The 15,669-nt window shown below is 67.5% G+C and carries 10 protein-coding genes; 7 read left to right on the top strand and 3 right to left on the bottom strand.

Annotated features, from left to right (window positions below; all coding sequences use genetic code 11):
- The 3 genes from ACIG36_RS09290 to ACIG36_RS09300 form a co-directional block, all read right to left on the bottom strand.
- On the bottom strand, positions 1-1,241 hold a 1,241-nt coding region (locus ACIG36_RS09290; protein WP_399924526.1), incomplete at its 3' end, for a GDSL-type esterase/lipase family protein.
- A 105-nt stretch (positions 1,242-1,346) separates the two neighbouring features.
- Positions 1,347-2,927, bottom strand: coding sequence for a S1 family peptidase (locus ACIG36_RS09295; RefSeq protein ID WP_399924529.1), 1,581 nt, complete (start codon positions 2,925-2,927; stop codon positions 1,347-1,349).
- A gap of 79 nt (positions 2,928-3,006) precedes the next feature.
- Complete coding sequence (locus ACIG36_RS09300) at positions 3,007-3,528, bottom strand: hypothetical protein (protein ID WP_399924532.1); 522 nt, start codon at positions 3,526-3,528, stop codon at positions 3,007-3,009.
- A 373-nt stretch (positions 3,529-3,901) separates the two neighbouring features.
- Here ACIG36_RS09300 and ACIG36_RS09305 point away from each other — a divergent pair, with 373 nt between their 5' ends.
- The 7 genes from ACIG36_RS09305 to dxs all read left to right on the top strand — a co-directional run bounded on the left by ACIG36_RS09305 (position 3,902) and on the right by dxs (position 15,560).
- Positions 3,902-7,825 (top strand): polymorphic toxin-type HINT domain-containing protein, encoded by a 3,924-nt coding sequence (locus ACIG36_RS09305; protein WP_399924535.1) that lies wholly within the window; start codon positions 3,902-3,904, stop codon positions 7,823-7,825.
- Positions 7,826-7,841: 16 nt separating this feature from the next.
- The gene (locus ACIG36_RS09310) at positions 7,842-8,282 is read left to right on the top strand and encodes a hypothetical protein (protein ID WP_399924539.1); all 441 of its coding nucleotides are present in this window, start codon (positions 7,842-7,844) and stop codon (positions 8,280-8,282) included.
- A 330-nt stretch (positions 8,283-8,612) separates the two neighbouring features.
- Positions 8,613-9,827 (top strand): ROK family protein, encoded by a 1,215-nt coding sequence (locus ACIG36_RS09315; RefSeq protein ID WP_399924542.1) that lies wholly within the window; start codon positions 8,613-8,615, stop codon positions 9,825-9,827.
- Positions 9,828-9,984: 157 nt separating this feature from the next.
- Positions 9,985-11,094, top strand: a complete 1,110-nt coding sequence (locus tag ACIG36_RS09320) for a substrate-binding domain-containing protein (RefSeq protein ID WP_399924545.1) — start codon at positions 9,985-9,987, stop codon at positions 11,092-11,094.
- 105 nt (positions 11,095-11,199) lie between these two features.
- A complete protein-coding gene (locus tag ACIG36_RS09325; protein WP_399924548.1) occupies positions 11,200-12,081 on the top strand; it encodes an ATP-binding cassette domain-containing protein in 882 nt (293 codons plus the stop codon).
- Positions 12,078-13,373 carry a sugar ABC transporter permease gene (locus tag ACIG36_RS09330; RefSeq protein ID WP_399924551.1) on the top strand — a complete coding sequence of 432 codons (1,296 nt, stop codon included), beginning with the start codon at positions 12,078-12,080 and terminating at the stop codon, positions 13,371-13,373. Before ACIG36_RS09325 ends, ACIG36_RS09330 begins: the two co-directional genes overlap by 4 nt.
- A gap of 216 nt (positions 13,374-13,589) precedes the next feature.
- Positions 13,590-15,560, top strand: coding sequence for a 1-deoxy-D-xylulose-5-phosphate synthase (gene dxs / locus ACIG36_RS09335; RefSeq protein WP_399924554.1), 1,971 nt, complete (start codon positions 13,590-13,592; stop codon positions 15,558-15,560).
- Positions 15,561-15,669 lie beyond the last annotated feature (109 nt).

A 15,669-nucleotide genomic window follows, 5' to 3' on the forward strand; every position in this document is an offset into this window, starting at 1 on the left:
TGGCCGACGCCGGTGGCGTAGTTGCCGAGTTGGGTCCAGCCGCCGTGTCCGGTGCCGCCGTTGTTGAGCCAGGCGTCGATGGCGCCGTTGTCGTGGAGGATGAGGTAGTCGGCTTTTCCGTCGGCGTTGATGTCGGCGAGGCGGACTTTGTTTCCGGGTTGGCCGACGCCGGTGGCGTAGTTGCCGAGTTGGGTCCAGCCGCCGTGTCCGGTGCCGCCGTTGTTGAGCCAGGCGTCGATGGCGCCGTTGTCGTGGACGACGAGGTAGTCGGCCTTCCCGTCGCTGTTGATGTCCACCCGGTAGTCGGCCGGCGGCGCCGGCTTACGCGGCGGTGCGGGCTTGGTTTCCACACGCTCCCGTATCCAGCCGTCGGCGGCGGCGCGGGCCACGGCGTTGGAGAAGGCGTCCGCCATTTTGACGTAGCCGCTGTCCTTGGGATGGAGGTCGTCATTGAGGTCGCGGGTGGTGACCTCGCTCATGTCGACGTATCCGACGTGGCGGCCTTTGCCCTGCTGCTCCGAGACCAGGCGCGGTACGGCGGCGTTGAATCGCTCGATCCGCTTCTGGGTGCCGGCATCCGACGAGGGAACCAGGGAGGAGACCAGCACGGTCACGCCGGGGGCTATCGACGTGATCTTGTCGATGAGCTCGCCGAGACGCCGTGGAGCTTCGTCCACCTGCTGGTTCTCGTTCATGTCGTTCGTGCCGATGTGGAGCAGCACGACGTTCGGCTTCGCCGCGGGCAGCCATTGGTCGACGTTGGCGGACAGGCCGCCGATCTTCCAGCCCCAGTGCCCTTCGTGATCAGGGTCGGCCATCCTGCCGTCCCTCCGGGATCCCACGAAGTCCAGTCTGTCCGTGTGCGGAGCCAGCCGGGTCCACAAGTCCGCACGATAGCCGCCGCCGTGGGAACTGCCGTCTCCATAGGTGATCGAGTCGCCCAGGGGCATCACCCTGAGCTGCGGAACCTTCCAGTCCTTCGTGACGGCCGCGGATCTGGCCGCGGGGACCTGCTGCCGACCATCGGGATGCGGGCTCGAAGCAGGTCCTGGCCTCCTGACGGACGACGCGTCAGTGATCCGGGCGACGTCACAGGCACTCGTGGTCAGCGCGCCCGCGATCAGCGCCATGGCCATGGCCCGTGTGCCCAGCCGCGACGTGGCACGAGGGGCGCATGCTCGTCGCTTGCCCAGGAGGCGTCCGGCGGGAAGCGCGTCTCCGAGGCTGAGTGGAGATCTCATTTCCAAGAATGACTTTCTGTCACGGTTTTACGCAGACGATTCGGCCGAGGAGGCTTGCCACTGACGGGCCGGGACAAAGCCTCCTCTCAGGAGCCGGTCCAGGCCCTACTTGAGGAGCTCGACCTCGCCATGCGTACCGGTCGCGTCCACGGCCGGGTAGACACTGAGGTTGCCGTCCGACCAGCGGACGAGGATGTCATTCGGGCGAGCGTTGGCCGAGAAGGCCCCACCCGTGACAGAGAGGGTGTTGCGCCACGGGGACTTCTCCTCGCGGAACCGGAATTCGTTGGTGAAACCGCCGGCAGTGGTGACTCCCGGGTAGATACTGGCCCCACCATTGATCCAGCGGACCAGGAGGTCGTTTGTCGCCTTGCCGGTGAAGTCCCCGGAGCTGATCTGCTCGACGTAGGTACCGCCCACCTTCGCCTCCTGCAACTGAACCTCGCGCTTGAGCCCGTTGGTTCCGAGGTCGGTGAACATGGAGATCGACCCGTTGACCCAGACGACGAGCAGATCGTCCCGCTGGGCGTTGTCGGTGAACTTGCCCACCGTCATCAGCTTGGCGCGCTTCACCCACGTATCGTTGGCGGGCCTCAGCTGCTCTTCCTTGCTGAACCCGTTCTGGTCGACGTGGGAGAACCACGTCACCTCTCCGTTGCGCCAGCGGACGACCAGGCCGTCGCTACCGCTGCCGGTGAAGTTGCCCCCTGCGACGGACACGGCGGTCAGCCATCCCTTCTCTGCGATCCTGTGCTCGGCAGAGAAGGGATACTTCGGGTTGTTGTGGTCGGCACCCTGGAAGAGGCTGGCCGATCCGTTCTTCCAGACCACGAACAGATCCATGTGCCGGCTGCCGCCGGGTGATCCGCCGGTGAAGTAGCCCTGAACCAGGTGCTGTGCCTCGGTCCAGTTCCTGCCGCGCAGGAGGTCGCGGGAGGAGGTGGCCTGAATCCAGCCGGCGATGTCGTCGACGCGGCTGCTTACGGCGCCTGTACGGGTTTCCTTCTCATCCATGCCGAGACATCCGCCTTGCCAGGAGCGGCTGCTGACGCCGACGAGTTCGTACCGGCCGCCGATGTCGCGGAAGACAGGACCGCCGGTGTCGCCCTGGCAGATGGCGGCACCCTCGGACTTGGCGGTGAGGCCGATCGTGGCGTCCTTGACGGGGCCCAAGGTGAACTTCGCGTAGTGCAGGCGGTCAGGCACCCACTCGGTCTTGGTGCGGCCGTAGCCCGAGGCCCAGAGGTCCTGGCCGTCGATGGGCTGATTCAGGCTGATGCTCGCGGGCGTGACCCCGGTGACCGGCTTGGCCAGCTTGGCCATCACCAGGTCACGGTCGTCGCGAGGGACGAGCTCGACGACGTCGGCCACAGTGCCGGTGTCCCGGGACAGGTCGGCGCGACCGATGGTGGCTGTCGTCTTGAGCTGGGGTGCGCCGGCGGGGACCTTGGTGCTCTGAGCAGGATTCTCGGCGAAGCAACTGGCCGCGGTGACCAGCCACTGCGGTGCCACGAGGGCGCCGGAGCAGCCACGCTGGCCGCCGATGTCGAGCTTGGCCGTGAAGGCGAAGGAATCGTTGACGGGTTGGCCGGTAATAGCTTGTGCGGGCGTGGCGGTAAAGGTGCTTACTGCAGCGGATAAGAGGAACGCTGTGATCCATGCTGTGCGCAGGCGTCTGGCAGACATGTCGTTCTTCCTTGCTCTTGATGCATGGCTCGATGCCCTGGGCAGGCCGAATGAAGAAGTTGGGATGAGTCGGTTTCGGTCAACCAGTGACGCGGAGTTCCAGCAGAACGGCGCTCTTGGCCGGGTCCACCGCCTCGCCGAATGGCCTGTAGTCGTTCTTGGGCGCGTCGATGACGGTGTCCTTGCCATCCACGGTGATTTTGGCCTGAACCGGGTGGTCTTCGGTCCAGATGCCATAGGCATCGGGCAGCTCAAGGAGGAGATGTCCCTGCTTGCCCTTGACGGCGAAGCAGAAGTTCTTCTGCCCCAGCCGGGACTTGACCATGATGTCGTGAGGAGTGGCGCAGTCGGTGAGCGTGATGTGGCCATCGCCCTTGTACAGGGTGATGCCCTTCTCCTTGAGGATCTTCGCGCTGTCGGGGTACTGGAACGTCTCGATCGCGAACGGAGCCTCGTCATCGTTCGACGCTGCTCCGCCTGCGGTCGGCGTGGTCCGCGCCGGGGCGGGCTGAGCCGCATACGAGGTGGCAAACCCGACACACGGCGCAATTAACGCAATGATGCCGGCAATAAGAGCTTTTCGGGCACGGGAAATTGCCACGCTTACCTTCCGGTTTGTGGGTGGGGTCGACGTAACGCCCCGCGATGTCCGCTAGTAAAGCATATGTATGATGCCAGCCGACATGACATCAGTTTGGTGTTGTGACGGGGGAGTTGGGGCGCTTCGGTGCGGGGGAGCGCCGGGCGGTGCTTAGTGAATCGGGCCCTTTCTGATGAGTGCCTAACCGTTCGAATTTGAACGACTTGAATCCGGAGTACGGAATTCCGTAGCCCGGACCGATGAGAAAGGAGACCGCTGTATGAGACGGCGATTACGCCCTCGTGCTGGAGTGTTTCGACGTGCCAGACCCGTGCGGGAGGGCGGAAGACGGCCATTACGGCTGTGGGAGGCCTGCGCTGCGGTACTCCCCGTTGTGCTGCTTGCCGGTCTGCTGGGTGGTGGCTCGGCCGTTGCGGCCGATGATGCGGACAACTCGGACTGGCGCAGGCTGTGGGAACGTGGGCTGGTCGTCAACCTGTGGATGACTGGCAGCCCAGGCATCAAGAGGGCGGCCGAGCAGGCGTTGCTCGGCACGGACGAGGACATCGAGAAGTTCTTCGCGGCCAAGGGCGACATCCAGAACGACGACGACTACATCGATGTCAGCCGTGTCTTCAATGTGGGCGGGCCCGCAGTGCGGGAGGCTGCCAAGAAGGCGCTCAAGGGCTCCCCGGAAGACGTTCGCGCGTTCCTGAAGGATGGCTGGAAGGCGCCTCTCGAAGACGACCGGAGCGTCGAGGCATCCCGCGTCATCTACTACGGGGGCAACGGGGTCAAGAAGGCCGGCGAGGCGGCGCTGAAGGGCACCCCGGCCGACGTTGCCAAATTCCTCGAGGTCGGCCAGTACGACGCACGTGAGACAGACGACGAGGTGCTTGTCTCATCGATCATCAACGCGGGTGGCCCGAACGTGAAGGCTGCCGGCAAGCTCGCACTGAAGGGCACCCCTGAGGACAGGACCGAGTTCCTGGAGGTGGGCCAGTTCACGGCCCGCAACCGCGACCAGGAGCACGCCACCATCGCGGAGCTCACGCAGCAGGCCGAGCAGGCAGGATTGCGCGCGCAACAGGCGATGGAGGCGTCCCAGAAGGCGTCGGCTCGCGCGGTGACAGCGTCCGGGCTGGCCAAGGAAGCCGCACAGAGGGCGGCCAAGGAAACGAAGGCGGCCAGGGACGACTCCAAGAGGGCCGCCGTCAAGGCCCAGCAGGCGGCGGATGCGGCTCGAGCCGCTGCCGGTGCGGCTCAGCAGGCCATCAGTTCGGCCAACGCCGCCAACCGCTCCGCCCGCGTCGCTGCTTTGGCCGCCGTCCAGACTGCCAATGCTGCCAATGCGGCAGCCGAGGCCGCCGGGCGAGCCTACAACGCCTCGATTGCTGCGGCTGGTGATGCCGGCAAGTCCGAAGAGGCCAAGAACTACGCGAAGCAGGCACGTACCGCGGCCGGGCTCGCCAAGAAGTCGGCCGATGCGGCCGAACAGGCGGGCAAGGCATCCTGGGCCGCCGGAGAAGCGGCGAAGGCATCGCTGAGTGCCGTAGCCGACGCCAATGACGCCGCGGACGCCGCCGACGAGGCGAGCGGATACGCGGACGCGGCCGGTATCCATTCCGGTGAGGCGAAGGCGGCTGCGGCCGAGACCCGTCGGCACGCCCGAGAGGCCAATCGCGCCGCCAACGCGGCCCAGACCCTGGCTCGAAAGTCAGCCGGCGCCGCCTATGAGGCACGTGACGCGGCCAACTCCGCTGCCTTTCACGCGAACAGGGCCGCGGACGCCGCCGACGAGGCAGCCAAGCACGCGGGCGAGGCCAAGGACGCGGCCACCGAGGCAGCGAAACAGGCCGGCGCGGCGAAGGAGGCGGCTGACGCCGCGAGCACGGCGGTCGCCACAGCAAAGAAGGTCTTCGGGATTGCCCGGGAGATCGAGGAGGAGGACCTCGCCACCCGTACCGCGGCAGCCATCGAGCGTGCGAAGTCCGAGCAGGCGCGGGCGGAGAAGTTCACGTCCGCCGCTGCTGCTCAGGTGGTTGAGGCCAGGGGACTGGACGACACGGCCAAGGAGCTGGCCGCCGAAGCGGCCAAGCCCGGGGTCGACGTCAAGGCGATCGCGGCCAAGGGACGGGCTCTGGCTCTACGAGCCATGAAGCTCCGCGGTCCCTTCAGCCAGGAGGCTGCGGCCGGGGCCTTGGCCGGCACTGACGCCGACGTTGTGGAGTACCTCCGCAGTGGATGGGCGAAGGCGGAACAGGACGAAACGCGTCAGCGGGTCGTCGACCTGTCCATCCAGAGTCCTTACCAGTCCGTGCGCACCGCTGCGCAGGAGGCGCTCAAGGGCAGCGATCAGCAGATCAGGGACTTCTACACCACCGGTCAGTACACGGCGGGAGAGACGGACTACAGCGTCCGTGTCTCGCAGATCAACAACGCCGGCGGCCCCGGGGTGAAGGAGGCGTCCAAGGTCGCCCTGGCCAGCAAGGACCCCAAGGACCTCGCTGCTTTCATCGCCAGCGGCCAGTATCAGGCCCAGCACGACGACGAGTTGGTCCTGGCATCCCGGCTCGTCAACGACGGCGGCCCGGAGGTGAAGGCAGCGGCCAAGATCGCGCTGGCCGGACCGGCGGATCAGTTGCACTCCTTCATCCAGGTCGGCCAGTACATGGCCGATCGAAAGGACCAGCTCGCCGCTACCCATATCGCTCAGCTCCAGGTCCTGATCCATCAGGGCTCCAAGATCGCGGCCAAGGCCCAGGAGAACCGCTGGACCGCGGCCAATGCGGCGGCCAGGGCCAAGGGTGCCCAGGGCGATGCCGAGAAGGCCGCCGAGCAGGCCCGGAAGTCGGCCGACGATGCCAAGGGATACGCCGCCGAGGCCGACAGGTCGGCCCGCCAGGCCGAGGGCTCGGCGGCCAAGGCGGCGAAGTCGGCCACCACTGCGCGCAGTGCCGCCGACTCCGCCGACCGCGACGCGGATGCAGCCACGGAATCCGCAGCCCAGGCTGAGTTCTCTGCCGGCTACGCGCGGCAGTCTGCCAGTGAGGCAGCTGGCTACGCGGATGATGCGCGAAGCTCTGCCGTGGCGGCCGGAAAGAATGCCGACGAAGCCAAGTCCCTTGCCAGTCAGGCCTGGAATGATGTGCTGAAGAAGCGTCAGGCGGAGCAGGCTGAAGCGCAGCGTCTGGCTGAGCAGCAGCGGAAACAGCAGGAGAAGGAACGGAAGGAAAAAGAGAAGAGGAAGTGTCGCACGAATCGCCCTGGCAATGAGGTCGGTGGCCTTTTGCCTTGTGTGATGGCGCCTGGTGAGTGGACCATCGACACCACGGAGCCCGACCCGGCCCTGACCAACTTCGCTTGGAACATAACCGGGCTGAACGACATCAAGGACTGCATCAAGAACCCTTCCTTGGGTAAATGTGTGATGGCCGCCGTAACGGTCCTTCCTGTCGGCAAGCTCAAGACAGTCGAAAAGGTCATCGACGGGGTTGAAGGGGCCGCCAGGGAATCGCGGATCGCGAGGTCAGCAAAGTGCTTGGAGTGCTTCCTGGCAGGCACCAAGGTGCTCATGGCGGACGGCTCGACGAAGAACATCGAGTCCGTCAGGGTCGGGGAGTACGTCGTGGCCACCGATCCCGTCAGCGGAACGACCCGTCCCCGCTCCGTGACCGATGTCATCGTTACTGAGCACGACAAGCACTTCAATGAGTTGACCTTAGCCACCTCGCGTGGCACGGAAAAACTCACGGCCACCTTCGAGCACCCCTTCTGGTCGCCGTCGGAGAACTCCTGGGTTAAGGCTGCCGAACTTCGGCCTGGCATGACCTTGAGGACCACTGGTGGGCGTGCGCTGAGCGTCGAGGGAAACCGGCCCTTTGCGCAAACAGCCAGGACCTACAACCTGACTGTTGACGATCTGCACACGTACTATGTGTTGGCGGGCGCGACTCCTGTCCTGGTTCATAACAGCGGCGGATGCCTTCCAGTTCTTCGGCACTGGAGCAGCAAGCGATTCCAGTTCGGGAATGAGACCTTTCTGCTTGACAAGAAGGGGGTAGAGCACATCCTCACGCGTCACCACCCGAAGTACTGGGATGGCTCGGTGAAGAAGACTCAGTCTTTCTTCGATCCGAAGATGAGCGTCGATGACGTTCTAGAGGCGATCGATCAAGTCATGCGGCAGAATCGAGAGGTGCTGCTTGAGCGGGGCAGTGGCGGTATGTACCAGATCCGTGGAAATGTCAACGGAGTCGGCTACGTGCTCGGCATGAACAGAGGGCGGATAGGTCAGTTCTATCCGGAAAGTCCATAGCTGAAGGATCTGTGAGATGGTGGAAATCGAGACGTTCCTGAAGGGAGCTGACGGTGGGTTCGTGCAGGTGGAAGCCTGTCACACCCCGCCGACGGACCTCGATTACATTGAGGGCGCAATCCTGCTGTCCATTGATGGGCTGGAGATCATCGGCCTTGAAGAATGGGATTACGTTGACCAATTGTGGTGCTATGTCGCCGATATGGTGAAGCAGGTGCGTGCGACGGGTTACGCGGAGACGTACTTCCCCGACCAGCCGATCGAGCTCTCTTTCCGCGCTTCGGGATCGCGCATCCTGGTCACCTCCAAGATTGGCGCGGAGGTCAAGAGGGCGAGTGCTTCGTCTGTGGATCTCCTGGATTCAGTCAGGGTTGCCGGTCTGTCCTTCTTCGAGAAAATGTCCCAACTGGCTCCAGCCAATTCGTATGCTGAGGCACGACAGGAATTGTCGGCCTGAAAAGTTGAGCCTCGCCGAGGATTCAAGAATCCTCGGCGAGGCCCCTGAGAGTCGGTGGCGCGGCGCCGAGAGGTCCGAACTGCTCCCTGAGCACTCCCCTCGCCGGGCGCAGGTGATCGGCTTCGCTTCCATACCTGGCGGCGGGCGCCACCCGGTCGTCGCATGCGGTTCTACCGATGTGGCCTCAATGTTCCTCAAGGCCTTGACCGGATCCCACCCGGACAGATGAGCTTAGAGTTCAGATGTTGTATGGATGGCCGGGCTCCAGTGCTGCAGTCCGGCCCATGGGGCGGCGGTCGTGTCGGCCCGGTGAGGCAGGAGTGGATGGGCGTGGAGACTCCGGGGTCGCAGTCGTCGCTGCACCGGGCGAATCTGGAGCGGGTCGTGCGTGCTGTGCGTATGGCGGGGTCGCTCACGCAGGCCGAGATCGCGCGGGCCACCGGGCTCTCGGCGGCCACGGTCTCCAATATCGTCCGGGAGCTGAAGGACGGCGGGACCGTGGAGGTCACGCCCACCTCCTCCGGGGGGCGGCGGGCCCGGAGTGTGTCGCTTTCCGGGGATGCCGGGATCGTCGTCGGGGTCGACTTCGGGCACACCCACCTGCGGGTCGCGATCGGCAATCTCGCGCACCGGGTGCTGGCCGAGGAGGCCGAGCCGCTGGATGTGGACGCCTCCGCCGCGCAGGGACTGGCGCGGGCGGAATACCTGGTCAAGAGCCTGATCGCGGCGGCCGGGATTCGGCCGGACAAGATCGTGGGGGTCGGGCTCGGGGTGCCTGGCCCGATCGACGTGGAGTCCGGGGTGCTCGGGTCCACCGCCATCCTGCCCGGCTGGGCCGGTACCAATCCGCGTGACGACCTCGCCGCCCGCCTGGGCGTGCCCGTCCACGTCGACAACGATGCCAACCTGGGCGCGCTGGGCGAGCTGGTCTGGGGTGCGGGGCGGGGCGCCTCCGACCTCGCGTACATCAAGGTCGCCAGCGGTGTCGGCGCCGGGCTGGTGATCAACGGCAAGATCTACCGGGGGCCGGGCGGCACGGCCGGGGAGATCGGGCACATCACGCTCGACGAGTCCGGCCCCGTCTGCCGCTGCGGCAACCGCGGCTGCCTCGAGACCTTCACCGCCGCCCGCTACGTCCTGCCACTGCTCCATTCGGCTCATGGAGCCGACCTCACCATGGCCCGGATGGTGCAACTCGCCCATGACGGCGACCCCGGCTGCCGGCGGGTGATCGCGGACGTCGGCCGTCATATCGGCAGCGGCGTGGCCAATCTGTGCAATCTGCTCAATCCCAGCCGTGTCGTCCTCGGCGGCGACCTCGCCGACGCCGGCGAGGTCGTGCTCGCGCCGATCCGCGAATCCGTCTCGCGCTACGCGATCCCCAGCGCCGCACGGCAGTTGGAGGTCGTCCCGGGCTCGCTGGGCGGCCGCTCCGAGGTGCTGGGCGCGCTCGCGCTCGTCCTCAGCGAGATGGGCGATTCGACGCTGCTCGACGACGCGGGGGCCGCGCACGCGCCCTCCCCCGGCCTCGACACCGGGCACTGACACGCCCGCACGATTCGCCTCTTGAGTTCACGCAGATAACGAATGGCATCGTTGCCATCTCGTTAAGGATTTACTTCTTGACGCTCACTTGGCGGCCGAGTTGACTTCCAGCCACCTCGGCCGCAACGACGCGGCCTCGTCAGGGAGGTATCTGCAAGTGAATTCGCATCTGCGCCGTGCTGCGGTGGCCGTGGCCGCCGTGTCGATGGCCGCCGGGCTGGCCGCCTGTGGCAGCGCCAAGGAAGCGGGCGACAGCGGGGACCGGAAGAAGGACAAGAGCGGCCCGCTGACCATCGGTCTCCTGCTCCCGGAGAACCAGACCGCGCGTTACGAGCGGTTCGACAAGCCGCTGATCGAGAAAAAGATCAAGGAATTGGCGGGCGCGGACACCGTCGTCCTCTACGACAATGCCAAGCAGGACGCCTCGGTCCAGCAGCAGCAGGTCGACACCATGATCACCAAGAAGGTCGACGCGCTGATCGTCGACGCGGTGGACGCCAAGTCGATCGCCTCCTCGGTCAAGAAGGCCAACGACAAGGGCATTCCCGTCGTCGCCTACGACCGCCTCGCCGAGGGCCCCATCAAGGCCTACACCTCCGTCGACAACGAGCGCGTCGGCAAGATCCAGGGCGAATCGCTGCTCAAGGAACTCGGCGACAACGTCTCCAAGGGCGAGATCGTGATGATGAACGGCGCGATCACCGACCCCAACGCCAAGATGTACAAGGACGGCGCCCACTCCGTACTCGACGGCAAGGTCAAGATCGGCAAGGAGTACGACACCAAGGAGTGGAAGCCGGAGAACGCCAACGAGAACATGAAGGGCGCCATCTCCTCGCTGGGCAAGGAGAACATCGTCGGCGTCTACTCCGCCAACGACGGCATGGCCGGCGGCATCATCACCGCCATGAAGGGCGCCGGCTTCGACAAGCTGCCCCCGGTCACCGGTCAGGACGCCGAGCTCTCCGCCGTCCAGCGCATCCTCGCCGACGAGCAGTTCATGAGCGTCTACAAGCCCTACAAGCCCGAGGCGGACGCCGCGGCCGAGCTGGCCGTCGCCCTCGCCCAGGGCAAGAGCGTGGACTCCGTCGCCAAGTCCACCGTCGACAGCGGCACCCAGAAGAAGATCCCCGCCGTCATCGTCACCCCCTTCGCGCTGACCAAGTCCGACATCGGGAAGTACGTCGGCAAGGAGGGCTTCTTCGGCCTCGACGAGATCTGCACCGACAAGTACAAGGCGCAGTGCGACAAGGCCGGGCTGAAGTAGCCCACCGCTCCCCGCTCGAGCCCCCGTCCGGCGCCCCCTCCGGCGCCGGACGGCGGAACCCCCGTCCCCGGGGCAGTTCAGTCCGCCGGTCAGGCGGCGAAGGAGATGATTCACGTGTCCGCTACGCCCGTGCTGGCGTTGCGCGGGATCTCCAAGCGGTTCGGTGCCGTCCAGGCGCTCACCGACGTAGAGCTGGAGATCCACGCCGGTGAGGTGGTCGCCCTGGTGGGCGACAACGGCGCCGGCAAGTCCACCCTCGTCAAGACCATCGCCGGAGTCGGCCCCGCCGACGACGGCGTCATCGAGTGGGAGGGCCGGTCCGTCACCGTGGACCGGCCGCACGCCGCTCAGGAACTGGGCATCGCGACCGTCTACCAGGACCTCGCGCTGTGCGACAACCTCGACGTCGTCGGCAACCTCTTCCTCGGCCGCGAGATCGTCCGCGCCGGGGTCCTCGACGAGGTCGAGATGGAACGCCGCTCCCGCGAGCTGCTGTCCACCCTCTCCATCCGCATCCCCAGCGTGCGGATCCCCATCGCCTCGCTCTCCGGCGGGCAGCGGCAGACCGTCGCCATCGCCCGCTCGCTGCTGGGCGAGCCCAAGGTCGTCATCCTGGACGAGCCCACCGCCGCCCTCGGCGTCGAGCAGACCGCCCAGGTGCTGGACCTCGTCGAGCGGCTGCGCGAGCGCGGCCTCGGCGTGATCCTCATCAGCCACAACATGGCCGACGTCAAGGCCGTCGCCGACCGCGTCGCCGTGCTGCGCCTGGGCCGCAACAACGGCACCTTCGACGTGCGGACGACCTCCCAGGAAGAGATCATCTCCGCCATCACCGGCGCCACCGACAACGCCGTCACCCGCCGCCGCGCCCGCTCCGCGGAGGCCGCCGGTGCCGCCGAGGCCACACCGGCCGACAGGACAGACGAGGCGGCGAAGAGCACCCGGGCCGACCACGCCGACCAGCCCGAGAAGGAGGCGGGCGCATGAGCACCAAGCTGCCCACGTCGTCCCCCGAGCCGACCGCCAACGGCAACGGCCAGGCCCCCGCCGACGAGGCCGTCCCCGCCGTCGACCCGCGTCTGCTGGTCCGCGAGGAGGGCTTCGCCGGGTACTGGAGCGAGTTCCGGCGCAAGATGCGCAGCGGCGAGCTCGGCTCGCTGCCCGTGGTCGTCGGGCTGATCGTCATCGGCCTGGTCTTCCAGCTGCGCGACTCCGCCTTCCTGGGCGCCGAGAACCTCTCCAACCTCTTCGTCACCGCCGCCGGGACCGGCCTGATCGCCGTCGGCATCGTCTTCGTGCTGATCCTCGGCGAGATCGACCTGTCCGTGGGCTCGGTCAGCGGCCTGGCGGCCGCCGTGTTCGCCGTCCTCAACGTCAACCACGGCATGGCCGAGTGGCTCGCCCTCGTCCTGGCGATCGTCTCCGGCGCCCTCGTCGGCGCGCTGCACGGCTTCTTCTTCGCCCGCATCGGCGTGCCCGCCTTCGTGGTCACCCTGGCCGGCCTGCTCGGCTGGAACGGCCTGATGCTGCAGGTCCTGGGCTCCAACGGCACGATCAACCTCGACGACGCCGGGCTGGTCGCGGGGCTGACCAACCACTACTTCACCGACGTCGCCGCCGCCTACGGGCTGGCCACCCTCAGCGTCGTGGCGTTCTTCGCGGTGTCCCTGCGCGACAGCAAGCGGCGCGAGGCGGCCGGCGTCCCCAGCCGCCCGCTCAGCGAGATCGTCCTGCGCACGCTGGTGCTGGCCGTGCCCGCCTATGTGGTGGCCTGGCTGTTCAACCAGTACAAGGGCCTGCCCCTGGCCGTGGTGATCTTCCTCGGCGTGGTGGTCGCGCTCGACTTCGTGCTGCGCCGCACCTCCTACGGGCGCAAGGTCTTCGCCCTGGGCGGCAGCGTCGAGGCGGCCCGCAGGGCCGGCATCAACGTGGCGGCGGTCCGGATCTCCGTCTTCGCCCTCTCCGGGACGATGGCGGCCCTCGGCGGCATGTTCCTGGCCTCCCAGATCAACGCCGCCAACCAGTCCTCCGGCGCCGGCAGCCTGCTGATGAACGCCATCGCGGCGGCCGTCATCGGCGGCACCAGCCTCTTCGGCGGCCGCGGCAAGACCTGGTCCGCGCTGCTGGGCGTGCTGGTGATCCAGTCCATCGCCTCCGGCATGGCCCTGCTGGGCATCGCCTCGGCCGTCCAGTACATGATCACCGGCGCGGTGCTGCTGGCCGCCGTGGTGATCGACTCGGTCTCCCGCCGGACCCAGAAGACGGCCGGACGGGCGTAGGCCCGTACGTACGAACGGGTGGGCGCCGACCCCGCGGGGGCCGGCGCCCACCGCGTTCTTTGGGGCGAAATGCGGGCCCACTGCGCCGATCGCGTGAGATAGCTCGCATCACCCGTTCACCGCCACCGCGGGCGGAACATTAGACTCGACGGATCCAGAAGACCGCGACGTCCTCTGGAGCTCGACAACGGCGACGACAGCTTGAAGGAGGCACGGGTGGCCCTGCTGACCCGCATCAGGGGACCGCGCGATCTGGACCGGCTCAGCCCGGAGCAGCTCGACCGGCTCGCCGCGGAGATCCGCACCTTCCTCGTCGACGCCGTCTCCAAGACCGGCGGCCACCTCGGGCCCAACCTCGGCGTGGTCGAGCTGACCATCGCGCTGCACCGCGTCTTCGACTCGCCCAAGGACAAGGTCCTCTTCGACACCGGCCACCAGGCCTACGTCCACAAGCTGCTCACCGGCCGCCAGGACTTCTCCAGGCTGCGCGCCAAGGACGGCCTGTCCGGCTACCCCTCGCGGGCCGAGTCCGAGCACGACGTGATCGAGAACAGCCACGCCTCCACCGTCCTGGGCTGGGCCGACGGCCTGGCCAAGGCCAACCAGATCCTCGGCAGGGAGGACCACGTCGTCGCCGTGATCGGTGACGGCGCGCTCACCGGCGGCATGGCCTGGGAGGCGCTGAACAACATCGCCGTCGCCAAGGACCGCCCGCTCGTGATCGTCGTCAACGACAACGAGCGCTCCTACGAGCCCACCATCGGCGGCCTGGCCAACCACCTGGCGACCCTGCGCACCACCGACGGCTACGAGCGCTTCCTGGCCCGCGGCAAGGACCTCCTCGAGCGCACCCCGGTCGTCGGCAAGCCGCTGTACGAGACGCTGCACGGCGCGAAGAAGGGCCTGAAGGACTTCATCGCCCCGCAGGGCATGTTCGAGGACCTGGGCCTGAAGTACGTCGGCCCCATCGACGGCCACGACATCGAGGCCCTGGAGTCCGCGCTGCAGCGCGCCAAGCGCTTCGGCGGCCCCGTCCTCGTGCACTGCCTCACCCAGAAGGGCCGCGGCTACAAGCACGCCGAGCAGAACGAGGCCGACCGCTTCCACGGCATCGGTGCCATCCACCCCGACACCGGCCTGCCCGTCGCCTCCGGCGGCGCCAGCTGGACCTCCGTCTTCGCCGACGAGATGGTCAAGCTCGGGCAGGAGCGCGAGGACATCGTGGCCATCACCGCCGCGATGATGCAGCCGGTGGGCCTGGGCAAGTTCGCCAAGGCCTTCCCCGAGCGCGTCTACGACGTCGGCATCGCCGAGCAGCACGCCGCCACCTCCGCGGCCGGCCTGGCCACCGGCGGCCTGCACCCGGTCTTCGCCGTCTACGCCACCTTCCTCAACCGCGCCTTCGACCAGGTCCTGATGGACGTGGCCCTGCACAAGTGCGGCGTCACCTTCGTGCTGGACCGGGCCGGCGTCACCGGTGACGACGGCGCCTCCCACAACGGCATGTGGGACATGTCGATCCTGCAGGTCGTCCCCGGCCTGCGGATCGCCGCCCCGCGCGACGCCGACCAGGTCCGCGCCCAGCTGCGCGAGGCCGTCCAGGTCAAGGACGCCCCCACCGTCGTGCGCTACTCCAAGGGCACCGTCGGCCCGGCCGTCGAGGCCGTCGGCCGGGTGGGCGGCATGGACGTGCTCCGCGAGCCCGCCGAGGGCACCGTGAAGCCGGACGTCCTGATCGTCTCCGTCGGCGCGCTGGCCCCCATGTGCCTGGAGGCCGCCGACCTGCTCGACAAGCAGGGCATCTCCGCCACCGTCGTCGACCCGCGCTGGGTCAAGCCAGTCGACGAGGCGCTGCCGGGCCTGGCCGAGCGGCACCGCGTGGTCGTCACCGTCGAGGACAATGGCCGCGTCGGCGGCGTCGGCTCGGCCGTCGCCCAGGCGCTGCGCGACGCCGGCGTCGACCTGCCGCTGCGCGACTTCGGCATCCCGCCGCGCTTCCTCGACCACGCCTCCCGCAAGGAGGTCATGGCCGAGATCGGGCTGACCGCCCCCGACATCGCCCGCCAGGTCACCGGCCTCGTCGCCAAGCTGGACGGACGCCTCGAGGACGCCCCGGAGGAGGTCTCCGAGGAGACCTCCCAGGACCTGACCGAGGCCGCCGAGACCGCCGAGGCCGTCCGGGACTGACACCCCTTCACACCGCCGTCCCCGAAGGGCCGGCCGGACCACCGCCGTCACGCGCGTGGTCCGGTCGGCCCTTCGGCATGGATGCGCCGGACCTCCATCGGGTGAATCC

It is taken from the genome of Streptomyces sp. NPDC053048 (assembly GCF_044547045.1).
In the GTDB taxonomy this organism is placed as follows: Bacteria; Actinomycetota; Actinomycetes; order Streptomycetales; family Streptomycetaceae; genus Streptomyces.